The organism is Shimia aestuarii (assembly GCF_900114635.1).
Lineage (GTDB): Bacteria > Pseudomonadota > Alphaproteobacteria > Rhodobacterales > Rhodobacteraceae > Shimia > Shimia aestuarii.
The window spans coordinates 288,970-312,137 of the sequence record NZ_FOTQ01000003.1; the positions used below are offsets into that span (position 1 = coordinate 288,970).

The window sequence follows — 23,168 nt, forward strand, 5'->3', positions numbered from 1 at the left end:
ACTGCATCAGCGCATCGCACCTCCGAAGCAATTTCGGACCCTAGCAACAAGTTGTTTTTCCACAGAATGGCCGGACACTGGCCATTCTCTGCGACCGCGAGAACACCGAGTCGAAACGGCGGAAGCGGACTTTCAAATCGGGCTGGCAAGCCCAAACCTGAACCGGTCCTTCGCTGCGCCGCTGCCGAACTGGGAAGATGCGGACAAACCATCCCTCCGTTGTACTAATGCCAACGTCTGCTTCCAGTCTTTTGAAGTCAGTGGGGTTTTGAGTTGTTTGTTCGTCAAGCGGCGGCCGCGTTTCCAGCGATACGCCCCAATACCACTGCCGCCAGCAGGCCGTTTCCGGATAGATACCCACTGTCTCCACGACCGGACACACCGCAGGCAGCGCCGCCGCCTGCGAATAGGTTGGGGATTGGCAAGCCATCGCGGGTGATGACCCGCGCCGAGCTGTCAACTTGCAGCCCCCCCTGAGTGTGAAACAGCGCGCCGGTCACCCGCACGCCGCAATGGGGCGGTGAAAGACGTGTCTTTCCGAAGGTGCGTCCAAAGCCATCCGTGCCATCGGTTGGGATATTATCCATGGTTTCTGAAAGTGCGTCGGCGGGCAGGCCAAGGGCATCGGCCAGTTCGTCCAGCGTATTGGCGGTTTTCACCGCGCCCTGCACTTCGGCGCGTTTGAAATCTTCGAACTGCCGCGCGATAGTGGCGATACGCGCATCAAAGATGGCAAAGGCCTCGCCACCGGGTTGCGACAGCACGGCGCGAGCGGCCTCGGAATAGCCCTGCGCCTCATTCCAGAAACGCTTTCCTGCGCGGTTCACTTGCACGCCGCCTTCAGTGATCGTGGCCCAGGTGATGAGGATACCATGGGGGTGGGCCACGTTGCCATGGCCCTGATAGGCGCCCAGATGCCGGGTTGCCGCGCCAATCTGATCGGCCCAAAGCACGGCCTCGCCTTGGTTGCCATCATGGCCAAACCAAAGACCGCTTTCGATCTCGGGCATATGCCGGGCCACCAGCGCGCGATTGCCGCCAAAGCCGTTGCACGCAAGGATCAGGCGCTTGCAGCCGATGGTTTCCACACCGCCGTCGGGGCGACGTGCGGCGATGCCATGCACCAGGCCGTCAGCGAAAAAAAGCGTCTCGGCGCGGCGTGCGCAGATGATGTCGACGTCTGCACGCTCGGCGGCGCTGCGCAGTGCGTCTATCAGTTCGGCACCCGCGCGCGTCGGCAGCCCGTGCATGCGGCGGCTGGAATGGCCGGGGTAATCGAAATCATCGACAACCGAGAAGGGCAGCCCATGCACCTCGGCAAGCCAGTCGATCACGTCGGCGGAATTCTGAGCCAGAAGGTCAACAAGTTCCTGATCATTTTCACCGTGAGCCTTGGCCTGGATATCTGCTGCGAACTGCGCCGGGCTGTCGTCAATGCCTACCGCCTGTTGCAGCTTGGTTCCCGCCGCCGGGATCAGCCCAGCCGAAAGAGCCGTGGACCCTGAAGGGATAGCATCGGCTTCGATGACCAGAACTTCCTGCCCGGTTTCCTTGGCTGAAAGCGCGGCGATCAGACCGCAGGCGCCCGCGCCGATTATCAGGAGCTCTACCTCAAGATCAAAGCGATCGGGGGGCGGCTTAACTGTCGGAACCGTCATACCGCGCCCCGTTCTTCAGCATCTCGTCGGTCCCGATCACGCCGTTAAGGCCGCCGAAATCAAACATTCGGTCGGCAAAGGGCTTGTTCGAGCCGTTGGTAGCCAAGCTCTGGTAATAGTCCAGCGCAGTCCGGGCCAGGGCACGGACAATACCGCCGGGAAAGATCACGATGGAAAACCCAAGTTTTTCAAGGTCATCCGCACCAGTGATTGGTGTCGCTCCGCCCTCTACCATGTTAGCGAGAAGTGGCACGCGCGTAGCAAAGCGCGCTGCGACCTGTTCCAACTGCGCACGGTTTTGTGGCGCTTCGATGAAGAGCACATCTGCGCCCGCTTCAAGATAGGCCTCGGCGCGGTCTTCGGCGGCGGCAAAACCTTCAACTGCAATCGCATCGGTGCGCGCAATGATCAGCGTCTCGTCAGAAGCCCGAGCATCGGCCATCGCGGCAATCTTACCAACCATTTCCGAGGCCGGGATGAGCGATTTGTCGGCTAGGTGCCCGCAGCGCTTCGGATAGGTCTGGTCCTCCATCTGCAGGGCCGAGGCCCCGGCCCGCTCATAAAGCCGCATTGTGCGCTGCGCGTTGAGCGCATTGCCAAAGCCTGTGTCGGCATCAATGATCACAGGCAGCGCCGTGCGGTCGGCGATTAACGTCATCGTATCGGCCATCTCGGAAGCCGTGGTAAGGCCAATGTCGGGCCGTCCCAACCGCGTGTAGGCCACGGCCGCGCCGCTGAGGTAGAGCGCCTCGAACCCTGCTGCCTCGGCGAGCGATGCTGTCAGCCCGTCATAAACTCCGGGCGCCACGACGATTTCCTTGTTCTGAAGATGTTTCCCAAGGCTCATGACGTGCCCTCGATCAAGGCCAGTGCCTCGGCGCAGCTCATCTGCTGGGTCACCGTCCCCAGCGACAGAAGCGTAGCCTCGTGCACCTCTGGTTTGAAGGCGGCGCAGCCATCTGTCAGCATCACGGTTTCGATGTTGCGCAGATGGGCATCGCGCAAGGTAGACGCGACGCCGCCATTGGTGACGATGCCGCCCACGATAAGATGGTAGATTCCAACGGCGCGCATCAGGTATTCCAGCCGGGTCTGGTAGAATGCCGAATAAGCCACTTTTTCGATCACGAAATCCGCAGGTTGGAGCGTATCCACAAGCGTATGCCCAAAACTGCCAGGCGCAAAATCACCCTTGCCCAGAAAAGGGCGTAACTCCTTGAGATGTGGCGCAATCAGCGGTTCGCCGTCTTTGTCTGGCACCAGAGTGAACTGCGCCGAGAAATAGCGCCCGCCCCTGGCTTGAAGCGCCCGCGCCATCGGCGCTATGCGATCGGGCAAGGCCGCAATGCTTTCTGCTGTCTGGCCAGCGCGGCCATAGGCGCCCTTGGGGTGTATGAAATCATTCTGTAGGTCAATCGTCAGAAGTCCCGTGCGTGAGATATCCCATGTGGCTGGATTACTCATGATGCATCCTCCAGGGGTTCGATAATGGTGTTGCCGAACCGATCAACACGGCCTTGCAAATCGGGCTCGATGAGCACCGTGGTGTCAGGCTGCGTGAGGATCGCGGGGCCCGTGATGACAGTTCCCACAGGCAGGGCAAGCCGATCATAGATCTTCGTGGAATACCAGCCATCGGCGAAATGCACCTGCCTCTGGCCCATAGGCTCGGCCGAACCTGTCTTGGACGGGGCCAAGGTGCTCAGGTCAAACTTTGGTCGCTTGCCGGTCACAGCACTGCGCAGATTCAAGATCCGTCGCACGCCGTTCTGCAAGAGCCTGCCAAAGGTTGCGCGGTAGGAGCTATCAAAGGCCTCTTCGATTTCAGCGGGTGTCGGTGCAGCCACCTTGCCCTCCACCGTTTTCACGGTCAGGGGAACCGATACCGTATGCGTCTGCCCGATATAGGCCATGTCAAGCTCGAAGCTCAACTCACGCGCTTCGAATGTGGTGCGGGCCGCATCGAGCAGCGCCATGCCCTGGTCAACATGGTCCTGCATGAAAGCGCCTAATGCCGTCTCATCCAGCGCATCCACCAGCGAGTTGATTGTCTGTACGAAATCCTGACGCATATCGGCAATGACGCAGCCCATGGCCGAAGTCACTCCGGGATAACGCGGCACGATGGCCCGCGATATGCCCACTTCGGCCAGCATTGCACCTGCATGAAGCGCGCCGCCGCCGCCAAACGGCATGAATGCGAAGCGCTTGGGGTCAAAGCCACGCTCGATACTGACAAGGCGGATCGCGCCCGCCATGCGACTGTTGGCGACCTTGAGGATCGCCTCGGCGGCGTCCACCGTGGAAAGCCCTAGGGGGCCGCCAACATGTTCATCAATCGCCCGGCTTGCCGCGTCCACATCCAACCGGTCAAGCTTGCCACCGATGGGGTTGTCCGGATCTATCCGGCCTAGGACCACATTGGCGTCGGTCACTGTCGGGCGGGTGTTGCCAAGGCCATAAGCCACGGGGCCCGGGTTGCTGCCTGCGCTTTCGGGGCCAATGTTAAGCAACCCGCCCTTGTCGACCCAGGCGATGGACCCCCCGCCCGCGCCGATGGTGGTGATCTCGATCATCGGGTTGCGCACGATCATACCGAAATCAATCGAGGTCTGTGGAGACAACATGGACTGCCCTTCGGCAATCAGCGACACATCAAAGCTTGTCCCGCCCATATCACCGGTGATGATATTCTCGAACCCCGCCGACCCAGCAATATAGCCCGCGGCGATCACACCGGCCGCCGGGCCAGAAAGCGCGGTGCGCACGGGAAGACGGCAAGCGGTATCCACGGCCATGACACCGCCATTGGATTGCACAATCATGAATTCGCCATCGAACCCGCCCGCCTTGAGCGCGTTTTCAAGCCGTCCCAGATAACCCGAAACCTCGGGCTGCAAATAGGCGTTGAGCGCAGTGGTCGAGAAGCGTTCGAATTCGCGGATTTCGGGCAGGATCTCGGAGGAGGCAGAGACATGCTCATTGTGCCAGACTTCGCGCAGCGCTGCCAAGGCAGCATCTTCGTTGGCGGTATTGGCGTAGGAATTGGCAAACAGGATCGCAGCGCCTTCGCAGCCTTGTGCCTGCAACGTTCTGGCGGCGGCCCGCACGGCCTCAAGGTCTACGGGGGTGCGCACAATGCCATCGGACAGGGTGCGTTCGGGAACCTCGAGGCGATTGCGACGGTCCACCACGGGTTCAAAGTCGCCGCGCAGCCCCCATGTGCGCGGCCTGTCGCGGCGGCGCATTTCCAGCACATCACGCAGACCTTCGGTGCAGATCACACCGGTTTTCGCGCCCTTGCGTTCCAGAAGCGCGTTCGTGCCGGCTGTCGTGCCATGCACCACCACGGTAATCTCGGACAGGTTCTGAACCTCGCGCCCGATTCCATCAAGGAAACCGCTCGATTGGTCGGGCCGTGTTGTCGGAACCTTGGCGACGCTGGCGGTGCCTTCGGCCTCATTTAAAACGAAGACATCTGTAAATGTGCCGCCCACGTCGACACCGATCATCAGACTGCTCATGCTGTGTCCTCTCGCCATTGCGTGCCATATGCGGCATCTGCTTCTGCGTCGCTTACCAGTCCTCTCGCAACATCGCGGGCCACGGCTTCGGGGTTTCGTTCGGACGCCGCGCCATATCCTCCGCCGCCCGGCGTTTCCAACCGCACGGCTTGTCCCGCTTTGAGCTTGATGCCTCGCATTTTGGAGGCCAGTGGCGGGCTGTGCCAGCCGTCATCCTGCTCATAGGTGAAGACGTTAAGCGCGGCGTCGCCGCCGCCGGCAATTCCCTTGGGAGCAAAGCGCCCGCGTTCACCAAAGAGGAACGCCTCGGCGCCGTTCTCTTCCAATACCTCGATCTCGTAGACCGCGCCAAGCCCGCCGCGGTGCGCCCCCGCGCCGCCGCTGTCTGGACGCAGCGCCCATTTGCGGAACATAACGGGATAGGCCGCCTCGAGTATTTCCATGGGCGGGATCGTGGCGGTTGAAATCGGCGCATTGCCGTGGTTGAGCCCGTCCGTTTCAACCGAACCGCCATGGCCGCCGCCATAAAACGAGAACATGACCCAGGGCTGGCCATTGCTGCGCTTGCCGGCGATGGAAAGCGCATTGATGGTGCCATAGGCGTTGGCAACGACGCGCTCGGGTGCGGCTTGCGCGAAGGCAGAAAAGACCACGTCGATCATCCTCAGGATGGTTTCCGTATAGCCCCCCGTCGGCGCGGGAAACTGCGCAGCCAAAAGGCTGCCCTCAGGCACGATCACATCTATGGGCCGCATCACACCTGCATTGGCGGGCAGCGCGGGAAACACATGCTTAATGGCCACATAGGCGGTCGCTACAGTCGTCGGCAAGGCGATGTTAACAGGGCCAGCGCATTGCGGCGACGACCCGGTAAAATCAAGTGTCATTTCATCGTCTTTGATCTCAAGTGCGATCTTGATCTTAAGCGGTTCGTCGGTGATGCCGTCATTGTCCAGGTAATCTTCGGCCTCCCAGCGGCCATTGGGCAAATCGGTCAATTCTGACCGCATCAGCGCCTCGGCGCGGTGGCCGAGCGCCACAAGCGCAGCGGTAATCGTCTCCGCGCCGTATTCGTCCAGCAGTTCGTCCATCCGCTTGATACCCAGATCCAGCGCGCCAAGTTGGCCGTTGAGATCGCCCATGGCTGATTGCGGCAGACGCGTGTTGCGCAGGAGAATGTCGATGATGTCCTGATTGATCTCGCCTTGACGGGCAAGCTTCACAGGCGGCAGGTTGAACGCCTCTTGGAAGACATCAGTTGCCGCCGGGTTATAATTGCCTGGCACAGCCCCGCCCACGTCATGCCAGTGCCCGACCGAGGCGAGATAGCAAAAGAGCTTGCCATCGCGGAAGTAAGGCCGCACGAGGCGCATGTCCGACAAGTGCGTGCCGCCAATGTGGGCATCGTTGAAGATGTAGATGTCGCCATCTTCCAGATCGCCATCCCTAGCGGCCTTTTCGATCACAGCTTTCACAGCAAAGGACATGACGCCCACGAAAATGGGCAAACCCGACTTCCCTTGTACGAGCGTATCGCCCGACACCGCGTGATAGATCCCGTGACTGGCATCATGCGCCTCGGCGATGATCGGGTTGAAGGCCGCGCGAAACAGCGTGGCGTCCATCTCGTCGGCGATCTGCTCCATGCGGCCCGCAAGAACCGACAGGGTAATTGGGTCAATCTCGCTCATGCATTCGCCCTCACTTCGGCCATGTCGTTCCATACATCCTGCCTTGTGATCTTTCCGCCGGTGATCTCGAAACGGTCAACGAAACGGATGCCTTCAAAGGTGCTGCCATCGTGGAATTCGCCTTTCAGCGTACCGCGACAATAGACGATGGCGGCGTCCCGCACGCCCTGCATCGCATCAAAACCGTCATACGTTTTCGTGACAAATTTATAGCGCGGCGTTGACCATTCGAACAGTTGCTCAAGCGTGCGCATGGGCGCTGTTCCGGGGAAGGTCATGGCAAAGCCGTCCCCCAACATGGCGCGCGCCGTTTCCAGTTCTCGGGCCTCCATCGCGGCAAGGTAGTCTTTTACGATCTGCGCCGGGTCCGGACGCGCGGGTGCGGGGCTTCGCTGAATGCGGCCACGGTAGTAATTGTCCCTGGGCACATCATGGATCATCACCGTCACAAGCTCTGGCGCGGCGGGGATGACGAATCGCACCGCATCCGTCAAAACTTCGCTTAACCGTTGTTTTTCCTGAGAATTATAACCTTCAAGAACATGCAATTCGACGATCGGCATGACTCCCCCCCATGTCCAATTGGTATTATTTGTAATACAAATCCTGTATCTTTCCAGAAAAAAGATATGGATATCTGAAATACTAATACTTGCTTTTAGAGATAACATATCTACCCTTCAATCAGGAATACGGGGGAATCACAGGTGCGGGCTGAAGCTGTGCAAATACTGCCAGAGGGGGTTAAGGCGCAGCGCGTTTACCTTTCTTTGAGTGATCAGATCACCGGTGGTGTTTTGCGCGATGGTGAGACTTTGCCTGGCGAACAAAAGCTTGCCGAATCCTTTGGGGTAAGCCGTGTCACAGTGCGCCGCGCACTTGATGCGCTGGCCCAAGGTGGTTTGATTGAGCGGCGCGCAGGCAGCGGAACCAAGGTGCGCGCGCGCAACGCCAGCGGCCAGCCCGCCGCGATGGATTTCAATACGCTGATGCCACAGTTGGTCGAGATGGGCGAGAAAACCACAGCACGGCTCTTGTCGTTTTCGTATGGCCGCGCGCCTGATTTCGTGGCCTCTGCTATGCGGCTTGGGGGCGAAAGCAAGGTCCAGATCGCCACGCGCGTGCGCCTGACGGGGCATGTGCCGTTTTCTCATCTCACAACCTACGTGCCGGCCCAGATCGCGCAGAACTATTCCGAGAATGACCTTGCCACGAAGCCGCTGTTCAAACTTTTGGAACGTAGCGGCGTGCAGATCGAAGAGGCGCATCAATCGGTGAGCGCCACGCTCGCGGGCCCGGATGTGGCCGAGGCGCTTGAGGTCGATGTCGGCTCGGCGCTTCTTTCGCTGCGCCGTGTCGTTCGCGACATCGACGGCAATGGCGTTGAATATCTCTCGGGGCTTTACCGCCCGGATATGTTCCGCCTTGAAATGCCGCTTACCCGCGTCGGCCAAGGCGCGGCTCGCCATTGGGAGCCCACGATTGGTCAGAGCGAGGGAGAGGGCTGATGCGCGCCCTGCAGACCATGCTCGACAAGCTTTGGGCCGCGCATGAGGTGCTGCAGCGCGAAGATGGCGTTTCTCTGCTCTGGGTCGATCGGCATCTGGTGCATGAGGGCTCGCATCACGCTTTCGCCAAGATCAGCGAGCGTGGCCTGCCCGTGGCCGAACCTTCGCTCACCTTCGCAGTGGTCGATCATTACGCGCCAACGCGGGGCCGCTCAAGGATCGCCGACCCCCAGATCGCGCGGATGATCGACACTCTGCGCAGCAATGCCAACACGCATGGCTTGCGGCTCTATGATCTTACTGATCCGTATCAAGGCATCGTGCATGTTCTGGGGCCGGAAGAAGGTCTCACGCTGCCTGGCCTGCTGATAAACTGCGGTGATAGCCACACATCCACCCATGGGGCATTTGGCGCGCTGGCCTTTGGAATTGGCGCGACCGAGGTGGCCCATGTTCTGGCCACGCAAACGGTCTGGCAGCGCAAGCCCAAATCCATGCGCATTACCATCGAAGGCGCGCTTGGCGCCGGCGTCACTGCCAAGGATCTCGCGCTTGGCTGGATCGCCAAGCTGGGCACGGACGGCGCGCAGGGCCATGCGGTCGAATACGCCGGTAGCGCGGTCCGGGATCTTTCGATGGAAGGCCGCATGACGCTATGCAACCTGTCGATTGAAGGCGGTGCACGTTTGGGGATGGTGGCGCCGGACGAGACAACGTTCGCCTATCTCGAAGGTCGCCGTTTTGCGCCCAAAGGCGCAGATTGGGAGGCGGCCTGCGCCGATTGGGCATCTCTTGCAAGCGACAAGGGGGCATCCTTTGATCGCGAGGTCACGCTCGACGCTGCCGAGATTTCCCCCACCGTCACGTGGGGCACAAGCCCCGAACAGGCGATACCTATCAGTGCGGCCATCCCCGATCCTGCTGACGTGCCTTCCGAAAAGGTCGAAGCCGCGCGGGCGGCGCTGGATTACATGGGGCTGAAGGCCGGAGAGATGATTGAAGGCACGCCTGTGGATCACGTCTTTATCGGCTCTTGCACAAATGGCCGGATCGAAGATTTGCGAGCCGCGGCCGCTGTGCTTCGGGGGCGCAAGGCCAAGGTGCCGGGGCTGATCTCGCCCGGTTCGACACAGGTCAAGGCGCAGGCCGAAGCCGAGGGGCTTGACCGGATCTTTACCGAGGCAGGCCTCGACTGGGTCGCCTCTGGCTGTTCCATGTGCGTAGGCATGAACGGCGATCTTTTGGGCGCGGGCAAGCGCTGCGCCTCTTCCACCAATCGTAATTTCAAAGGCCGCCAGGGCCGCGGCGCACGCACGCATCTTATGAGCCCGGTCATGGTTGCCGCCGCTGCCGTGACAGGTGTTCTCACCGATGTCCGCCCGCTTCTTGAAGGAAGGGTGGCCTGATGACAGGGTGGCGCACACACAAGGGCAAGATGCTTGGCCTGCCGGTTGCGAATATCGACACCGATCAGCTGATCCCGGCGCGCTTCATGTCCGTGCGGCGGGGCGAGGGCTACGGGTCTTACCTGATGCACGATATGCGCCGCGATAAAACCGGAGCGCTTCGCGCGGATTTCCCGCTTAATGTCCACCCGAAGGCAAGCGTGATCCTTGCAGGGCGCAATTTCGGCAGCGGATCTTCGCGTGAGGCCGCGGTTTATGCGCTTGTCGATGCGGGTATCCGCGCGGTCATCGCGCCCGGCTTTGGCGATATCTTTGCCTCCAACGCCGTCAACAACAGCCTGTTGCCCGCCAAGATTGATGAAGAAAGCTACGCCGCGCTCGATGCAGCACTGTCAAAGGGCCCGCAAGAAGTCACCATTGACATAGATGCCCGCAGTCTCACGCTTGGCACTCTTCAGGTCGGCTTCGCGCTTGATGACAGCTGGGCGACAAAGCTCATCAACGGCTGGGATGACATTGATCTCACGCGCAACCATGACGCGGCCATCACCGCGTTCAAACACATCCGCAGTCAAACCGCAGCCTGGGCATGGCCCGCAGCGGCGGATTGAAAACGGCCGCAAGACGCGGCAGCCACGGCCTGAAGAAGGCCAGACAAACGGGGCACAGGCCCCACTTAGTGGAGGACGACAAGATGAAGATGAAACTACTGGGAAGCCTGCTTGCAGGGGCCACGCTCGTTGCGGGCACACTCAAGGCAGAAGAGACCATCTCGGCGGTACATGCCTTCCCCGAAACGCTGATCTACACAAAAAGCTTTCTGAGCTTTGTCGACAAGGTCAACGAGGCAGGCAAAGGCGTGATCCAGATCGATGTGCGCGGTGGCCCCGAGGCTATCGGCATGTTCCAACAACCCGATGCCGTACGCGACGGTATCGTGGATATGGTTTACACGCCCGGCTCGTTCTATGGCGGAGCGCTGCCTGAAAAAGATGCGATGGTCGCATCGAACCTGACGGCCGTCGAGACACGCGCCAATGGCGGCATTGCCCTGATCGACCAGATCCATCAAGAAAAGATGGGCCTAAAGTACCTTGGCTGGTTCGACAGCGGCGTCTGCTACAACCTCTGGACACGCAACGAGCCGAAATTCGATGCGGCAGGCAATCTTGAGGTCGAGGGCCTCAAACTGCGCGGCAACAACGTCTACAACGCATTCTTCACCAACTATCTCGGCGCGCAAGTGATCGATCTGCCCACAGGCGAGGTTTACTCCGCGCTCCAGCGTGGCGTTGTGGATGCGACAGGCTGGACGCAGATTGGCCTCATTGATCTCAAGTGGAACGAGTTCCTCAACTACCGTATCGAGCCGTGTTTCTTCTCGACCGACCTTGGCGTGATCGTGAACAACGAAAAATGGAATTCGCTCTCGGATGATGCCAAGAAAATCCTTCAGGAGGTGGCCATCCAGCATGAGAAAGACAGCGTTGAAGCCCTTCGCGCCAAGCGTGATGAAGACTTTGCCGCGCTTGATGCGGCTGGCATGAAAGTTGTCTCGCTCGAAGGCGAAGCCAAGGCCAGCTACCTTGCTGCGGCCCGTGAAAAAACATGGGAGCGCATGAAAGAGGTCATGTCAGACCAACCCGGCGGCACTGGCAACTATGATCGCCTGATCGAACTGTTCTACGATCTCGGCGCCGATTGATAAACCCAGATGCAGGCCTGCCGATTGGCAGGCCTGCATCTCCTTTGGAGCCAAGCAATGATCAATACAACGTACAAGGCGCTGCTATACGGTTTGGCCGGCGTTTCCGGCCTGATGCTCGTGTGGATTATGGTCTCTGTCATTGTATCTGTCGTGATGCGCAACATGGGCCTCCAGCCCTTCGCATGGCTTTTCACATCTGCTGAATACGGCCTTCTTTACATGACGATGCTGGGCGCGCCATGGCTGGTGCGCGAAAAAGGCCATGTGCATATCGAACTGCTGACAGCCGCTTTGCCCGGTGCCGCCCGCCGCCTTCTGAGCCGCGCCGTGGCCGCCGCCTGCGTGCTGATCTGCGTTATTCTCACATGGAAGGGAATTGAGCTGGTGATGACCAATATCAAGCGGGGCGATTTCGACACGCGTGCCTATTATTATCCCCGCTGGCTTCTGACCATCGCTTTTCCGCTTTCATTCGGACTGATGGCTGTTGAATTCTCCCGCTTTGTGTTTGGTCGAGAGCTTATGCATAGCGGCGAAGCAGGGATACACGAATAATGGAATGGTTCGAGGCACTGGCCCTGCTGCTTGGAACGATTATGCTACTGATGGCGATCGGAATGCCAATTGCGCTGGCCTTTCTGGCGGCCAACATCATCGGCGCATGGGTCTTCATGGGTGGCGAACGCGGCGTGATGCAGCTTTTGAACAACGGCCTTGGGGCGCTCACAAAATACGCACTGATGCCCATTCCGCTATTCTTGTTGATGGGTGAGATCTTCTTTCACACGGGTCTTGGCGGGCGCATGTTCACCGCGATCGACAAACTCCTTGGCCGCCTGCCGGGACGGCTCAGCTATGTCACGGTTCTGGGCGGCACCGCCTTTTCCACACTCTCGGGCTCATCCATGGGGTCAACAGCGCTTCTGGGCTCTCTTATGGTCCCAGAGATGAGCCGCCGGGGCTATAAATCTCACATGAGTATCGGCCCGATCCTTGGCACGGGCGGTCTTGCGATCATCATTCCGCCCTCGGCTCTGGCCGTGCTTCTGGCAACCCTGGCGCAGATCGACGTGGCAGCGCTTCTCATCGCCGGTGTTGTTCCGGGATTGGTCCTTGCGGGGTTTTACATTGCGACGATCTGGCTGCAGACCCGAATCGACCCGACAGCCGCCCCGGCCTATGACGTGGCACCGATGTCATTCCTATCAAAGCTGGGTCTTTTGCTGCGCGAAGTCATCCCGATGGTCAGCGTTATGGTCATCATCATCGCGCTGATGATCCGGGGGTTCGTCACCCCCTCCGAGGCCGCGGCCTTTGGCGCGCTGGGTGTTTTGATCCTGGCCGCGATTTTCCGCTGTCTGACATGGAAGGCGATGAAGAAATCGGTCATCGGCGCGCTCAAGGTCACGCTCATGGCCTATCTGATCGTTTTTGGTTCGGCCACGTTCAGCCAGCTTCTGGCCTTCTCGGGGGCATCGCGGGGGCTTGTGACTTGGGCGACCAGCTTTGACCTTGCGCCTTTGGCTATGCTGCTTGTGATGTTCGCCGTGCTGCTGCTTCTCGGCATGTTCATGGAGCAGATCTCGATCATGTTGTTGACGGTGCCGATATTCTTTCCGCTTGCTCAGACGCTTGGCTTTGATCCGATCTGGTTCGCGCTCATCATGTTGCTTTCCCTGGAGATCAGTTTTACCACACCGCCCTTTGGATTATTGCTGTTCGTGATGAAAGGGGTGGCGCCCGCAGGAACAACCATGCGTGAGATATACACGTCGGCTTTTCCGTTCATCTTCTGCTCCCTGTTCTTGGTGGCACTACTGATCGCTTTTCCGCAATTGGCTCTTTGGTTGCCATCGCTTTAGTTTGGTCTCCCATTAGGAGCGGAAGATCGTGTCTCCCCGAAAACACGAGACCACCGGATCTGCTGCGATTTGAAAACGGTACGCGTATGGCGGCCCAGGGTTTCAGCCAATCCGCCGCAGCCAAAGCAAGGATCAGGAAAACCTGAAATACTCAACGTAATGTCGTGTAGCGTAACGGGGGCGCTCCATTTCAGCTTGCCAGCCACCATGTGCCAGGATCCGCCGCGAGCCAATTCGGGAATTGAGCCGACACTCGTCATTACTGTCACCCTCCCGCTTAATCTCACACTCGACACGTCATTCCACTTGCTTCTGACAAATCCTCTAAGACCTTTCGCGCCTACCAAGTCTCGAAAAACGGCCATTCGACTGACAAGCAGCATTCGTTGCTCTGGGCTCAAACCGGCCCAATGCGCCTGCGGCATTGCACAAAGAACATCCGCTCGGACAACAGCCATTCAATATTCCTGTAAACTGAGACGTCAGCGCGGTGCTGATGTCTGGGCCTGGGGGGGAGGATTGGAGGGCATACCATGCCAGGAATCCAACTTCCCGCCGTCACCCCGAAACGAAGAGCCTGGAACAAGGGCCGGATTATTGGCCAGAAACGACCGCTGCTACCGAAACAGGTGTGGGCGATCCGTGCCCGGCTGGAACTTGCCGGCAATCTGCGTGATCTTGCGCTTTTCAATGTTGCCATCGACAGCAAATTGCGTGGATGCGATCTGGTCGGGCTGACGGTGGCCGACCTGGTGCGGGATGACCGGGTGCGCGAACGCGTCTCGGTGATCCAGAGCAAGACCAAACGCCCAGTTCAGTTTGAACTCACTGAAAACACCCGCGATTGCGTTGCCGCTTGGGCCAAGTCTCCGGAGATGATCGGTTGTCGGTACATGTTCCCAAGCAGGTTTCACGACCGTCCGCATATCTCGACGCGGCAGTATGGCCGGCTCGTGGGCGATTGGGTCACGGCGATCGGGCTGGAACCGAGCGGATACGGCACGCATTCGTTGCGACGAACCAAGGCAGCGGAGATTTACCGTAAGACAGGCAACCTTCGAGCGGTACAACTTCTGCTTGGTCACACGAAGATCGATAGCACGGTCCGATATCTCGGTGTTGAACTCGAAGATGCGTTGAGCATTGCAGAGCGAATCGACATTTGAAGAATAGTTGGCGGGCGGCATGTGCCGTTCGCCAATCTGAACCAGTCCTTCGCGCTTGATGCAGCAGAGGTTTGGATTGAGCCCTTTGTTGCGGATGCTGCATCACACGAGAAAGGGAGCTAAGTTCCGGATAGGGGACTTTCGCTGCGCCTGCTCGCTTCAAGGCGCCCTGTCTTGTGGCTAAAGTCGGCTGAGCGGGTAGGACATTCTTTGGATGCAAGGCGAAAATCGTACCTAATTTGGGCGTGCGTATGACGCTTCTTCAATTTAGGCTGTTCCATCAGAGTCCTCAGCCTTGTTTCACTTTCATGTTAATGCGACAAGTCGTTTGCAAAAATGAGCAAAGTGCTGAAACTAAATGCGAAACCTTAAGTGAAGACAGGCCAGGATTGGAGACAGGTAGTCTAGCCCTCATGTTATTGGCAAGTATCGCGCCTTTCGCTCTTCTAGCGCGATGGCATGAAGCTTTTGGCATACTGGGTGTATGTGGTCTGCTGACAGGTCTGTTTTACGGGTGGATATGGCTACTCGAACGCAGGGCGATCCGCTTACTCCAAGAGAGATACGGCCATCTGGATATCTATCCCAAAGATCATCTCCCCCGAGGCTGGCATAGCATCGTGAAGGATTTCGAGATGCATGTTTTGCTGTCAATCTGGGTGGTCGGCACGCTTCTCTTTTTTGTGAAATTCATTTCCGATTTGGATCGGCGCTGATCTGACCAGGTTTACTTTGCAGTGCCAGGACTGCGGCATCACATGGCGTGCTTGGTGTGCAGTCGATCGCATCCATCGTCCGGTGAGGTTTGATCGACATCACTGAGAGTTTCGAAGACCTGTGCAAAGCTTCGCGAACCAAGTGCGTGGAGGTACGAGAAACATGACGAGGCGTAGAAAGGTAGCGATCTTGATCTGTGCGATCATCGCAGCACCATTTGTCTTGTTCTATGGCTACTTCATCTGCGCGATCCCTCTGCTTTGGCCCTATTACGAGCCGCAAATGGAGGGTGCTGAAATCATCGATCCAGCGGCATGGTTCTTACCTCGCACGAATTCTACGCCCTATGCGAAGTTTCCACTCGGCCATGGACAGTACGTGAAGGTTTTCTCCAACTGCTATCCACTCAAAGAGCAAGGGTATCGGGCTTGTGCGATCAAGATGCATTTTACCATTTCCACCGGAACCGAAATCTCCTTCGCAGACATGCCTATTGTTGCGAAGTCACCGGATGGTGAGGATTTGGTAGATGTAAAATTGTACGAGGAATTCGCAGGAAGATTGCCAAATGTCGTTCGTGACGGTCAAGTATTTGTCGAATACTCTGCTTTCATGCAGGTAGCCATGGTCTCGCTCAAAGCCTCGACGGGATACGCCTACACCGCCAATATTCCGGACATTATTATTGGAGCTGAGCGAATTTCTCTGCCCGAAATACGGTTCACTCGCGTTGACAACCTGACATGCGTCGGAGTTTTCTCTAACTTCTAGGTAGTGTCTGAGCAACGTCTCCCGCTATTGCGAGAAAGCCGTTTGAGCGCCACGGCAAGCGGAGAGTCGGACGAATTGGCCGGATTCGGTGTTTCTAGCCAGCTTGCGTCTGGACGCGGTGCCTGCAGATCATAAAGACCGTCTTCAAGTGGTAGCAAGGTGTGGCGCCGAAAAGCCCAATCATTCTTCTTCTTCGGTGAGAACGCTGAAAGGCAGCGCCACCAGCACCGTTCTTCGATCTCGGCCGTCTCTCGAATCCGCCCTTTCACGACCATTATCGGGTTGATCCCGAGTTCCCTGCTCAGCGCTGCGGTCGAAGTTTGCAGTCGCTATCTTACTGCTCAGATGGCGGCGATCTAGGTAGTCGTGGGCTTCTACCTAATTGTTTTTCTTGGAGGGAGAAGGAAAGCCGCTCCGAATAGTACACACAAAGATACAAAGATTAGAACCTTCGGGTCTGGAACCACCTCAAGACGGGCCATTTTCAAAACGAACGCGAACAATAGCGCCCCAAAAACAGAACCCAAGGCTAAAGCCAAGATTGGCGGCGTCCGGCGTGAACGTCGCCTACCGATAGGCGAATGTCTCCGGATCGAAAGAGACGGCTAAAGAGCAAGAACTTGGCGCTCTTGGCGAACGGCCGGTTTCATGCAGCCCGAACTCAGCGACCTGCCGCGGTGGCATTGGGCGGGTCAGAGCCCAAGGCCGACTTTCGAGAATTGCGTCAGTGTCAGAAGTATGCCGAGCTCAAAGGATCAGTTGCAGCCTGAAGCGAATGAATAGATTTCGACACCGTCTTGATTGACGTACCGCTCTCTGCCATCGCCGTAGACGAAAGCAAGATCTGGGCGGAATGGGCTTCCTCGTAGCCGCTTGTCGTCAAATGTGATGGCCATCCGGCCTTCAGGGTCGATGTAGCCGGAGCCATCTTCAAAGGTGACATATGCAAGGCCGCCCGAGAAGTCGGTGGCCTGCTTGAACAGGGCTGGGATCGCAATATTTCCCGCCTCGTCGAGGTAACCAAACTTGCCCGCGTCTTCAAAAACAGCGCGTCCCTCATAGACCATCCCGATTGACGTAAATACTGGTTCGATTAGGACTTCGCCGGACCTTGTATCGATCAACCCAACGACCTGTTGGCGACGCTTCACATCGATGTACTTCCTGATCGGGCTTAGTTTCCCGCCTTCGAAGTGAAACTGGCCAAAGTTCGACATTAAGCGCTTGTTCGGCTCACGGGGTTCCACGGTGAAATTGCCTGACCGATCAATGAAGCCGGCTGCATTGCCTAACCTCACCTCGGCGACGCCGTCACCGAACGGAGCGGCCCCGTCAAAACTGGGCTCGATCTGCCATTCGTTGCTTGCGACGTTGAAGTAACCCGCCTTTCCCTCGACGACGACATTCACCAAGTCCTCCGAAACCACGTGAACTTGATCGAACTGCGCATCTGCTAGCATCTCACCACTAGCATGCAGAACTCCTTGCTTGCCTCTGGTTTCAAACATCAGGTACGGGCCATGCGTTAGGAAGCGTATGATGTCGTATACCGGCTCTACGATGTAGTTGCCGTCGTCGGCGATAAGGCCCCACCAACCGTCGACCATCACGACGGAGGCGCCTTCACGGAAACCTGATGCGTAGTCGTAGTTGAACGAGATCACCTCGGCCCCAGTGGCATCGATGAAGCCCCACTTTCCATCGCGGGATACCGCGGCTACCCCGTCGCGGAAACCGTAGACCATGTCATAGACAGGAGGAACAATCTCTCCTGAAGGACCTACGAAGCCCCATTTCATTCCGACGTGGCCAGAGGAAACGGCGACAGCAACCGGTCCGTCCGCGCCGAGAACATTGGGGGCATATCTGAGGTCGGTACACCCGGGGAAGGGGAAACGGAGGCCCTGCAGGCTGTCGTAACTCGGCGGTGTGATGACGTCTCCTGCCTCAGAGATGAACCCCCACTTTCCGTCCACGAGAATTGGGTAAAGCAGACCTGATCCGGCAGTTTCCTGAGCGTGGGACGGCATTGCTGCTTCAAGCAATAGAAGGCACGGAAGCAACAACCCAAGTGGCCTAAACTTCATCTTCGCTCTCCTGTTTTCTTTTCCCGTAACTGGCGTATGCGAGCGAAATTGCTCCAGCAGCGAACTGCGCAAAGAGGAACACCAGCGGAGTTAACGGCCAGAAATTCTGCCTTATCGCGATATTTTCATAGCTGTGCTGCGTCCTGTTCCAGCTTGCGTATAGATCAATAGTTGGACCCGACTGGCGACCGAACAAGACGAATACGTTCGAACCTCGCGCGCTCGGAACACGACCGGCGACGACGCGCCAGCCCTGCGCAATAAGATGCTCTTCGAGGCCACTTAGGGCCGCCAGCGTTTCGCCCTGCGGGTCAAGATGATAGATGATGCCCGGACCGCTGGTGGAATTTCCGAACGGATCAGGCGTTACAAGTGAGACCTCAAGGTTGGCTCGGTCAAGAATGCTTTCGGATCGAAGAAGCAGTTCCAGACTTGCCATGCCGTACGGCAGGTATCCGCAAGCAGGAACTCCGACAATCGTCACAAAAAGTGCAAGCGTCGGAGAGACCGAGCGAAATCGACCCTTTGATCGCATTGCGACCGTCCAGATGCCCCATGCAGCGTATGGCACGAGCAGGATCGGGGCAATGAATAAGATGAGCCCAGACGCGGCACCCAGAGGTGGTCCTAGGTTTTCGACCAGTTTTCAGCCTTGTTAAGGTGGATCAGGTTTTCATTTCAGGCTGCTAATCTCATTGGTTCTGCTTTGCTGGCATGGGCTTCATCGGGGGTCAATATGCCGTGTGTCGAGTGGGGGCGCTCAGCGTTGTAGTAGGTCAGCCATTTTCCGATGCCAGCCTTCGCCACTGAGCCTTTTTCAAAGGCATGCAGATAAACGCATTCATACTTCAGCGACCGCCACAGCCGCTCGATCATGCGGTTGTCGCGCCAGGCACCTTTGCCGTCCATGCTGATTTTGATTTTTGCGTCCGTCAGCACGTCGATCCAGGCACCACTGGTGAACTGGCTGCCCTGGTCTGTGTTGAATATTTCCGGCTTACCGTGCTTGACCAAAGCCTCTTTCAGGGCCTCAACGCAGAAGTCCGCGTCCATGCTGTTGGACAGTCTCCAGGCAAGGACCTTGCGGCTGAACCAATCCATGATCGCTACCAGATACAAAAAGCCACGTCGCATTGGGATATAGGTAATATCAGCGCACCAGACCTGATTGGGGCGATCGATTGCCACGTTCCTGAGCAGATATGGCCAGATTTTGTGCTGTGGATGCTTCTTGCTGGTGTTGGGCTCCTGGTAAATCGGCACCAGCCGCATGAGACGCATCAAGCGACGCACACGATGCCGCCCGCATTTGTGGGTGTTGCGCTGCATAAAGCGCGCCATTTGGCGTGATCCATACCAGGGCGTTTCCAGAAACTGCCTGTCGATGATTTCCATGAACCGCAGGTTCTCAGCACTCTCGCCCTTCGGCTCATAATACAGATTGGACCGTGCCAGCGTCAAAAGTGCACACTGGCGGCGAACGCTCAGCTTATGATCTCTGCTCACCATTTTTTGCCTCGCGTCCCGAGCAACCGATGCGAGGCTTCGGCCAAAAAATCCCGCTCCACGACCAACTGCCCAATCTTGGAATGCAGCTTGTCGACGTCAGCCGCGCTCACTTGTTCTGGGGCCGCTCCTCGGCGTGTAAATGCTGTCGACATGTTCTCTATCGCTGCACGTTTCCAAGTGCCGATCTGCGTCGGATGAACTCCGTATTTCTTGGACAATTCCGCCAGCGTCAGCTCCTCACGGATCGCTTCAAGCGCAACCTTGGCTTTGAACTCTGGCGAATGGTTCTTTCGTTTCTTCATTCTGGATCACTTCTTTCGTCATGCGATCCACCTTAACGAATGGTCCGAATTTCCGCGACCACCTCTCCCACCATGGTGACGGATGTTAGGGTGCCCAGACATGCACTGATGCAGAACACTGTTAACAAACCGTTAAGCTTACTATCTGACTGCATAATATGACCGTAACCAAGGGCCGCCCTATCGCATTGATTTATGTCAAGGGCGGTTTTGTCCGCAACTCGGTCATCGCGCCTGATCTTGGGAATGTCTGCTGTCGGCAAAAGCGGACGTTCAGGCCCGAAACCGCGTTTTGACGGCCTTGGATGACCGCTAAGCGCCCAACAGCGGTCACCTGACAGAAACAGTCAGATGACGGCATCGAGCCCGAAGCAGGCGTTCTAAAACCGACCAAAATCATTGGTAGCAACTGGACCGCGAAAATGTTCTCGGAACTCAAAAACGAGAAAGTTCGAGACTGCACCTTCTAGGGCCGCGGATACCCCGTACGAATATCCGCTGATCGTCAACACTTCCTCTGAAGGCGATCGGCTGAAATGGTACAACTTCACCGAGGACTTGGGTTTCGGTCCATTGAAACTGACCCACGGCCTTTACAATGCCCGCCTCAGTAATCGCAAACTCCATGATCTCGTAGAAAGGCTCGCCACCGTCATAGGTTTCGATGGGTTCAGAACGACCTAGGCGATACGTGGCAGCGCCATTTCTCACGCGAAGGAGCATTGGCCTTCCTGCCTGCGTCTCGAAATCAGCAAGAGGTCCATCGCCAGCTCTCGAGCAATGGAGTGCGCCGGAATAATAGCCATCAAAATCAGACGTCAGTTCGCTGCCATCAATGTCAATCAGTGTGTGCGTGGGGAGCGGACCCAAGTGATCTGTAGCCTGATTACGTAAGTTCCACCACCACGCAGCCCCAACAATACCCGCCGCAAATAGTGCCGCGGTCAGGACAGCTAGTTTTCGTCTTGATCTTGAGAGTTTAGGTGGCCCGTTTTCAGCACTGGTCACTTGATACACGCGAACCGGCTTCGCCATATTTTTTAGATGCTTTTCGCCAAGTGAGCGATAGCCCACATCGACTTGTGTCTTCAGCATGTCATATGCAGTACCAGAGACGACTATTCCACCTGGCTCCGCCAAGGTTTCAAGGCGGGCTGCGATGTTTACTCCGTCGCCATACAAGTCATTGTCGTCTGAGATCACATCACCCAAATGGATTGCAATTCTGTATTGAATACGTTCTTCCAGTGATCGCTCGCTCTCACGCTCGACTAGTTCCTGTTGAACTTCGACAGCACACTGTACGGCTTGAACGACCGATCCAAACTCGACAATTAGCCCATCGCCAGTTGATTTGATTACTTTGCCGTTGTGACGGCCAATCGTAGGCTCAATGACATCGAGGCGAAGTTGTTTCTGGCGAGCGAGAGTGCCAACCTCATCAAGTTCGATGAGGCGGCTGAAGCCCACCATGTCGGTGGCAAGAATTGCAGCAAGCCGTCTTTCCAACGCCCTAATCCCTACAATCGTCTCATTGAACAGTTTTGCCTTTTGCGCTCAACTTTTGACTGATAGTCCTACTGCTTGATCACCCTACCACCACGAGCGATGAAGTCGCTTTTCTCGTTTGAACGGTGCCTGAAAACTCGCTGCGCGTTGAAGTAACCCAGCTTTCCTATCGTCGACTCGTAAACTTCGCAGTTACTAAGGCCGAGTTTTTTGCATGTTGGAGCAGTACCGACAGCAGAGAAATAGGCCCGTACGTCCTTTGGGTTGCGGTATCGATTGAGCTTGATCCGATAGACGCCAAATTTGAACGGAATGTTGCTGGCTTTCTTCGACGTATCGCCGCGATACCCCACTACCTTTTTCCCATCTATCCAAAAGTCGAAAGCGCCCCTCTGACCGTCATCCCAAACAGCCCGAACGACCACCTGGACCCACCGGCCGGTGAACCGACGTAGAGGACCGAGCAAAATGTTTGTATCAGTCCAATCGCAGTACGAGTTGCTGGTACCGTTTCGTTCGGAACCAACGATGCAATCGTAGTCTTCAAAACGGTGTGTCAGCTTGAGAGCAGTGCCGCCCCCGTCATCGCTGAGACCTAATCCGACCAGTTGTCCGAATGTTTGTCCGCGCCTATTGTCCTTGAAATCAAAAAGCCAAGTATGCTCGCGGGAAACAGTTCCGTTTGGCAGCCACAACAGCATGTGCGTCCAGGTTTCCCGTCCAATACGCTGCCCTGACTTTGAGTGTTGTCCGAACTCAAACCTCTGCGCGTAGCCTTCTTGGCCTCTGCTGTACCAGTCGTCCTTGTGACCTTTCATCGACACTGACATAGTTATCTCGGCGGCCGGGCGACCTTCGTGCATAACCATACGAAGGGCCTTTTGCTTCGGGACATTTCGCCCCCCGAAACGAAATCCTGGCGTTTGGCCAATCAGAATCTGCCTAATGTTCTGGCTCTTCAGAAGGTTGGTTTCGGCGGTTGCTTGAGGTGACAAGCAAACAAGCACAAGCGACAAGTATGCAATAATTCTTGAAAATGTGGAAAATCGGAGGTGTGACATGCTTTCAGTGTCTTAGGGCGTTTGTTGGTCAAGCATGACGACTCCGCGGCCTTTGTCAAACCTTGCGAGCCTCACTGTGGCGTCGGCCACGAAGCGCAACAGGCTCTGAAATTTCCTACGCATTAGTTTCCTTGCCCGCGCGCAAATATGATTGTGTCGAAAACGGTACTCGTGGCTGTAGACTTTGGAGTCGGCTCCGTCCGCTTTGCGTGAATTCGCCCTCCGCCGGAGTTCGCAGGAGCGGCGAACGGCAGGTATGAAGCACCGCGCCGCTGCAGTGAGTAGAGGTTTTGATGAGCATGCAAAGAGGTTTTCACCCACCTCCAAACACCCACCACCTTGAGGTGCCCCTAGATTTGTAGACGCTTTGCTTGGTAATTTTGGAAGCAAAGGAAGACGCAAATGCCAGGGCAAATTCGCTACTCAGATGAGTTCAAAATCGACGCGGTGTCACAGGTCACAGAGCGTGGATATTCGGTCAAAGAGGTTGCTGAACGTCTCGGGATCAGCACCAAATCGCTCTACACTTGGATGGCACAATTCTCAAAGCCGCAAAGGCAGACGGACCAAGAAGCGGAGGTCAGGCGTCTTAAGAAGGAACTGGCCCGCGTGACCGAGGAGCGTGACATCTTAAAAAACCGTTCCGGGCCGCGACCCGCCTGTGCGCGGTATAAACAGCCTGTGCTATG

The 23,168-nt window shown here is 57.2% G+C and carries 21 protein-coding genes; 10 read left to right on the top strand and 11 right to left on the bottom strand.

The annotated features are described in order from the left end of the window. Positions 1 to 284: 284 nt before the first annotated feature. From BMZ35_RS10865 to BMZ35_RS10890, 6 genes are read right to left on the bottom strand one after another with little or no spacing between them, the layout of a single operon-like run. Positions 285 to 1,658 carry an FAD-dependent oxidoreductase gene (locus BMZ35_RS10865; RefSeq protein ID WP_093093840.1) on the bottom strand — a complete coding sequence of 458 codons (1,374 nt, stop codon included), beginning with the start codon at positions 1,656 to 1,658 and terminating at the stop codon, positions 285 to 287. After that, positions 1,639 to 2,505: an isocitrate lyase/PEP mutase family protein gene (locus tag BMZ35_RS10870; RefSeq protein ID WP_093093842.1), complete on the bottom strand. Its 867-nt coding sequence runs from the start codon at positions 2,503 to 2,505 to the stop codon at positions 1,639 to 1,641. The genes BMZ35_RS10865 and BMZ35_RS10870 overlap by 20 nt, the downstream gene beginning before the upstream one ends. Next, positions 2,502 to 3,122 (bottom strand): cysteine hydrolase family protein, encoded by a 621-nt coding sequence (locus BMZ35_RS10875; protein WP_093093844.1) that lies wholly within the window; start codon positions 3,120 to 3,122, stop codon positions 2,502 to 2,504. Before BMZ35_RS10875 ends, BMZ35_RS10870 begins: the two co-directional genes overlap by 4 nt. Further along, on the bottom strand, positions 3,119 to 5,182 hold the full coding sequence (locus tag BMZ35_RS10880; RefSeq protein ID WP_207502959.1) for a hydantoinase/oxoprolinase family protein: 2,064 nt from the start codon (positions 5,180 to 5,182) through the stop codon (positions 3,119 to 3,121). Before BMZ35_RS10880 ends, BMZ35_RS10875 begins: the two co-directional genes overlap by 4 nt. Then, positions 5,179 to 6,873, bottom strand: coding sequence for a hydantoinase B/oxoprolinase family protein (locus tag BMZ35_RS10885; RefSeq protein WP_093093848.1), 1,695 nt, complete (start codon positions 6,871 to 6,873; stop codon positions 5,179 to 5,181). Before BMZ35_RS10885 ends, BMZ35_RS10880 begins: the two co-directional genes overlap by 4 nt. Next, complete coding sequence (locus BMZ35_RS10890; protein WP_341350631.1) at positions 6,870 to 7,544, bottom strand: tautomerase family protein; 675 nt, start codon at positions 7,542 to 7,544, stop codon at positions 6,870 to 6,872. Before BMZ35_RS10890 ends, BMZ35_RS10885 begins: the two co-directional genes overlap by 4 nt. A gap of 60 nt (positions 7,545 to 7,604) precedes the next feature. On the opposite strand from BMZ35_RS10890, the gene BMZ35_RS10895 reads away from it, so the two are divergent. The 9 genes from BMZ35_RS10895 to BMZ35_RS10930 all read left to right on the top strand — a co-directional run bounded on the left by BMZ35_RS10895 (position 7,605) and on the right by BMZ35_RS10930 (position 16,011). Beyond that, positions 7,605 to 8,381 carry a GntR family transcriptional regulator gene (locus tag BMZ35_RS10895; RefSeq protein WP_093093904.1) on the top strand — a complete coding sequence of 259 codons (777 nt, stop codon included), beginning with the start codon at positions 7,605 to 7,607 and terminating at the stop codon, positions 8,379 to 8,381. Further along, a complete protein-coding gene (gene leuC, locus BMZ35_RS10900) occupies positions 8,381 to 9,787 on the top strand; it encodes a 3-isopropylmalate dehydratase large subunit (protein ID WP_093093852.1) in 1,407 nt (468 codons plus the stop codon). Before BMZ35_RS10895 ends, leuC begins: the two co-directional genes overlap by 1 nt. Beyond that, complete coding sequence (gene leuD / locus BMZ35_RS10905) at positions 9,787 to 10,398, top strand: 3-isopropylmalate dehydratase small subunit (protein WP_093093854.1); 612 nt, start codon at positions 9,787 to 9,789, stop codon at positions 10,396 to 10,398. Before leuC ends, leuD begins: the two co-directional genes overlap by 1 nt. A gap of 83 nt (positions 10,399 to 10,481) precedes the next feature. Then, entirely contained in the window at positions 10,482 to 11,492 is a 1,011-nt protein-coding gene (gene dctP / locus BMZ35_RS10910) for a TRAP transporter substrate-binding protein DctP (RefSeq protein ID WP_093093905.1), read from the top strand. A gap of 57 nt (positions 11,493 to 11,549) precedes the next feature. Next, a complete protein-coding gene (locus BMZ35_RS10915) occupies positions 11,550 to 12,050 on the top strand; it encodes a TRAP transporter small permease (RefSeq protein WP_093093856.1) in 501 nt (166 codons plus the stop codon). Further along, positions 12,050 to 13,357: a TRAP transporter large permease gene (locus BMZ35_RS10920; RefSeq protein ID WP_093093858.1), complete on the top strand. Its 1,308-nt coding sequence runs from the start codon at positions 12,050 to 12,052 to the stop codon at positions 13,355 to 13,357. Before BMZ35_RS10915 ends, BMZ35_RS10920 begins: the two co-directional genes overlap by 1 nt. A 533-nt stretch (positions 13,358 to 13,890) precedes the next feature. Continuing rightward, the gene (locus BMZ35_RS10925) at positions 13,891 to 14,523 is read left to right on the top strand and encodes a tyrosine-type recombinase/integrase (RefSeq protein ID WP_093093860.1); all 633 of its coding nucleotides are present in this window, start codon (positions 13,891 to 13,893) and stop codon (positions 14,521 to 14,523) included. 413 nt (positions 14,524 to 14,936) lie between these two features. Next, positions 14,937 to 15,239 carry a hypothetical protein gene (locus tag BMZ35_RS20900; RefSeq protein ID WP_165610055.1) on the top strand — a complete coding sequence of 101 codons (303 nt, stop codon included), beginning with the start codon at positions 14,937 to 14,939 and terminating at the stop codon, positions 15,237 to 15,239. Between the two features lie 223 nt (positions 15,240 to 15,462). Then, positions 15,463 to 16,011 carry a hypothetical protein gene (locus tag BMZ35_RS10930; protein WP_165610056.1) on the top strand — a complete coding sequence of 183 codons (549 nt, stop codon included), beginning with the start codon at positions 15,463 to 15,465 and terminating at the stop codon, positions 16,009 to 16,011. A gap of 755 nt (positions 16,012 to 16,766) precedes the next feature. Here BMZ35_RS10930 and BMZ35_RS10935 read toward each other — a convergent pair. The 5 genes from BMZ35_RS10935 to BMZ35_RS10960 form a co-directional block, all read right to left on the bottom strand. After that, positions 16,767 to 18,098: a WG repeat-containing protein gene (locus tag BMZ35_RS10935; RefSeq protein WP_093093864.1), complete on the bottom strand. Its 1,332-nt coding sequence runs from the start codon at positions 18,096 to 18,098 to the stop codon at positions 16,767 to 16,769. Next, complete coding sequence (locus tag BMZ35_RS10940; RefSeq protein WP_093093866.1) at positions 18,088 to 18,537, bottom strand: hypothetical protein; 450 nt, start codon at positions 18,535 to 18,537, stop codon at positions 18,088 to 18,090. Before BMZ35_RS10940 ends, BMZ35_RS10935 begins: the two co-directional genes overlap by 11 nt. A gap of 239 nt (positions 18,538 to 18,776) precedes the next feature. Further along, positions 18,777 to 19,909 (bottom strand): IS3 family transposase gene (locus BMZ35_RS10945; RefSeq protein WP_093093868.1). Its coding sequence is split into 2 segments (ribosomal slippage): positions 18,777 to 19,657 and positions 19,657 to 19,909, totalling 1,134 coding nucleotides; the frame shifts between segments, so codons are not numbered across the junction. 435 nt (positions 19,910 to 20,344) lie between these two features. Further along, positions 20,345 to 21,418, bottom strand: coding sequence for an adenylate/guanylate cyclase domain-containing protein (locus BMZ35_RS10955; RefSeq protein WP_131814361.1), 1,074 nt, complete (start codon positions 21,416 to 21,418; stop codon positions 20,345 to 20,347). A gap of 68 nt (positions 21,419 to 21,486) precedes the next feature. Further along, positions 21,487 to 22,479 carry a heparin lyase I family protein gene (locus BMZ35_RS10960; protein WP_093093874.1) on the bottom strand — a complete coding sequence of 331 codons (993 nt, stop codon included), beginning with the start codon at positions 22,477 to 22,479 and terminating at the stop codon, positions 21,487 to 21,489. A gap of 402 nt (positions 22,480 to 22,881) precedes the next feature. On the opposite strand from BMZ35_RS10960, the gene BMZ35_RS10965 reads away from it, so the two are divergent. Further along, the coding region (locus tag BMZ35_RS10965; protein ID WP_131814362.1) for a transposase at positions 22,882 to 23,168 on the top strand (287 nt) is incomplete at its 3' end.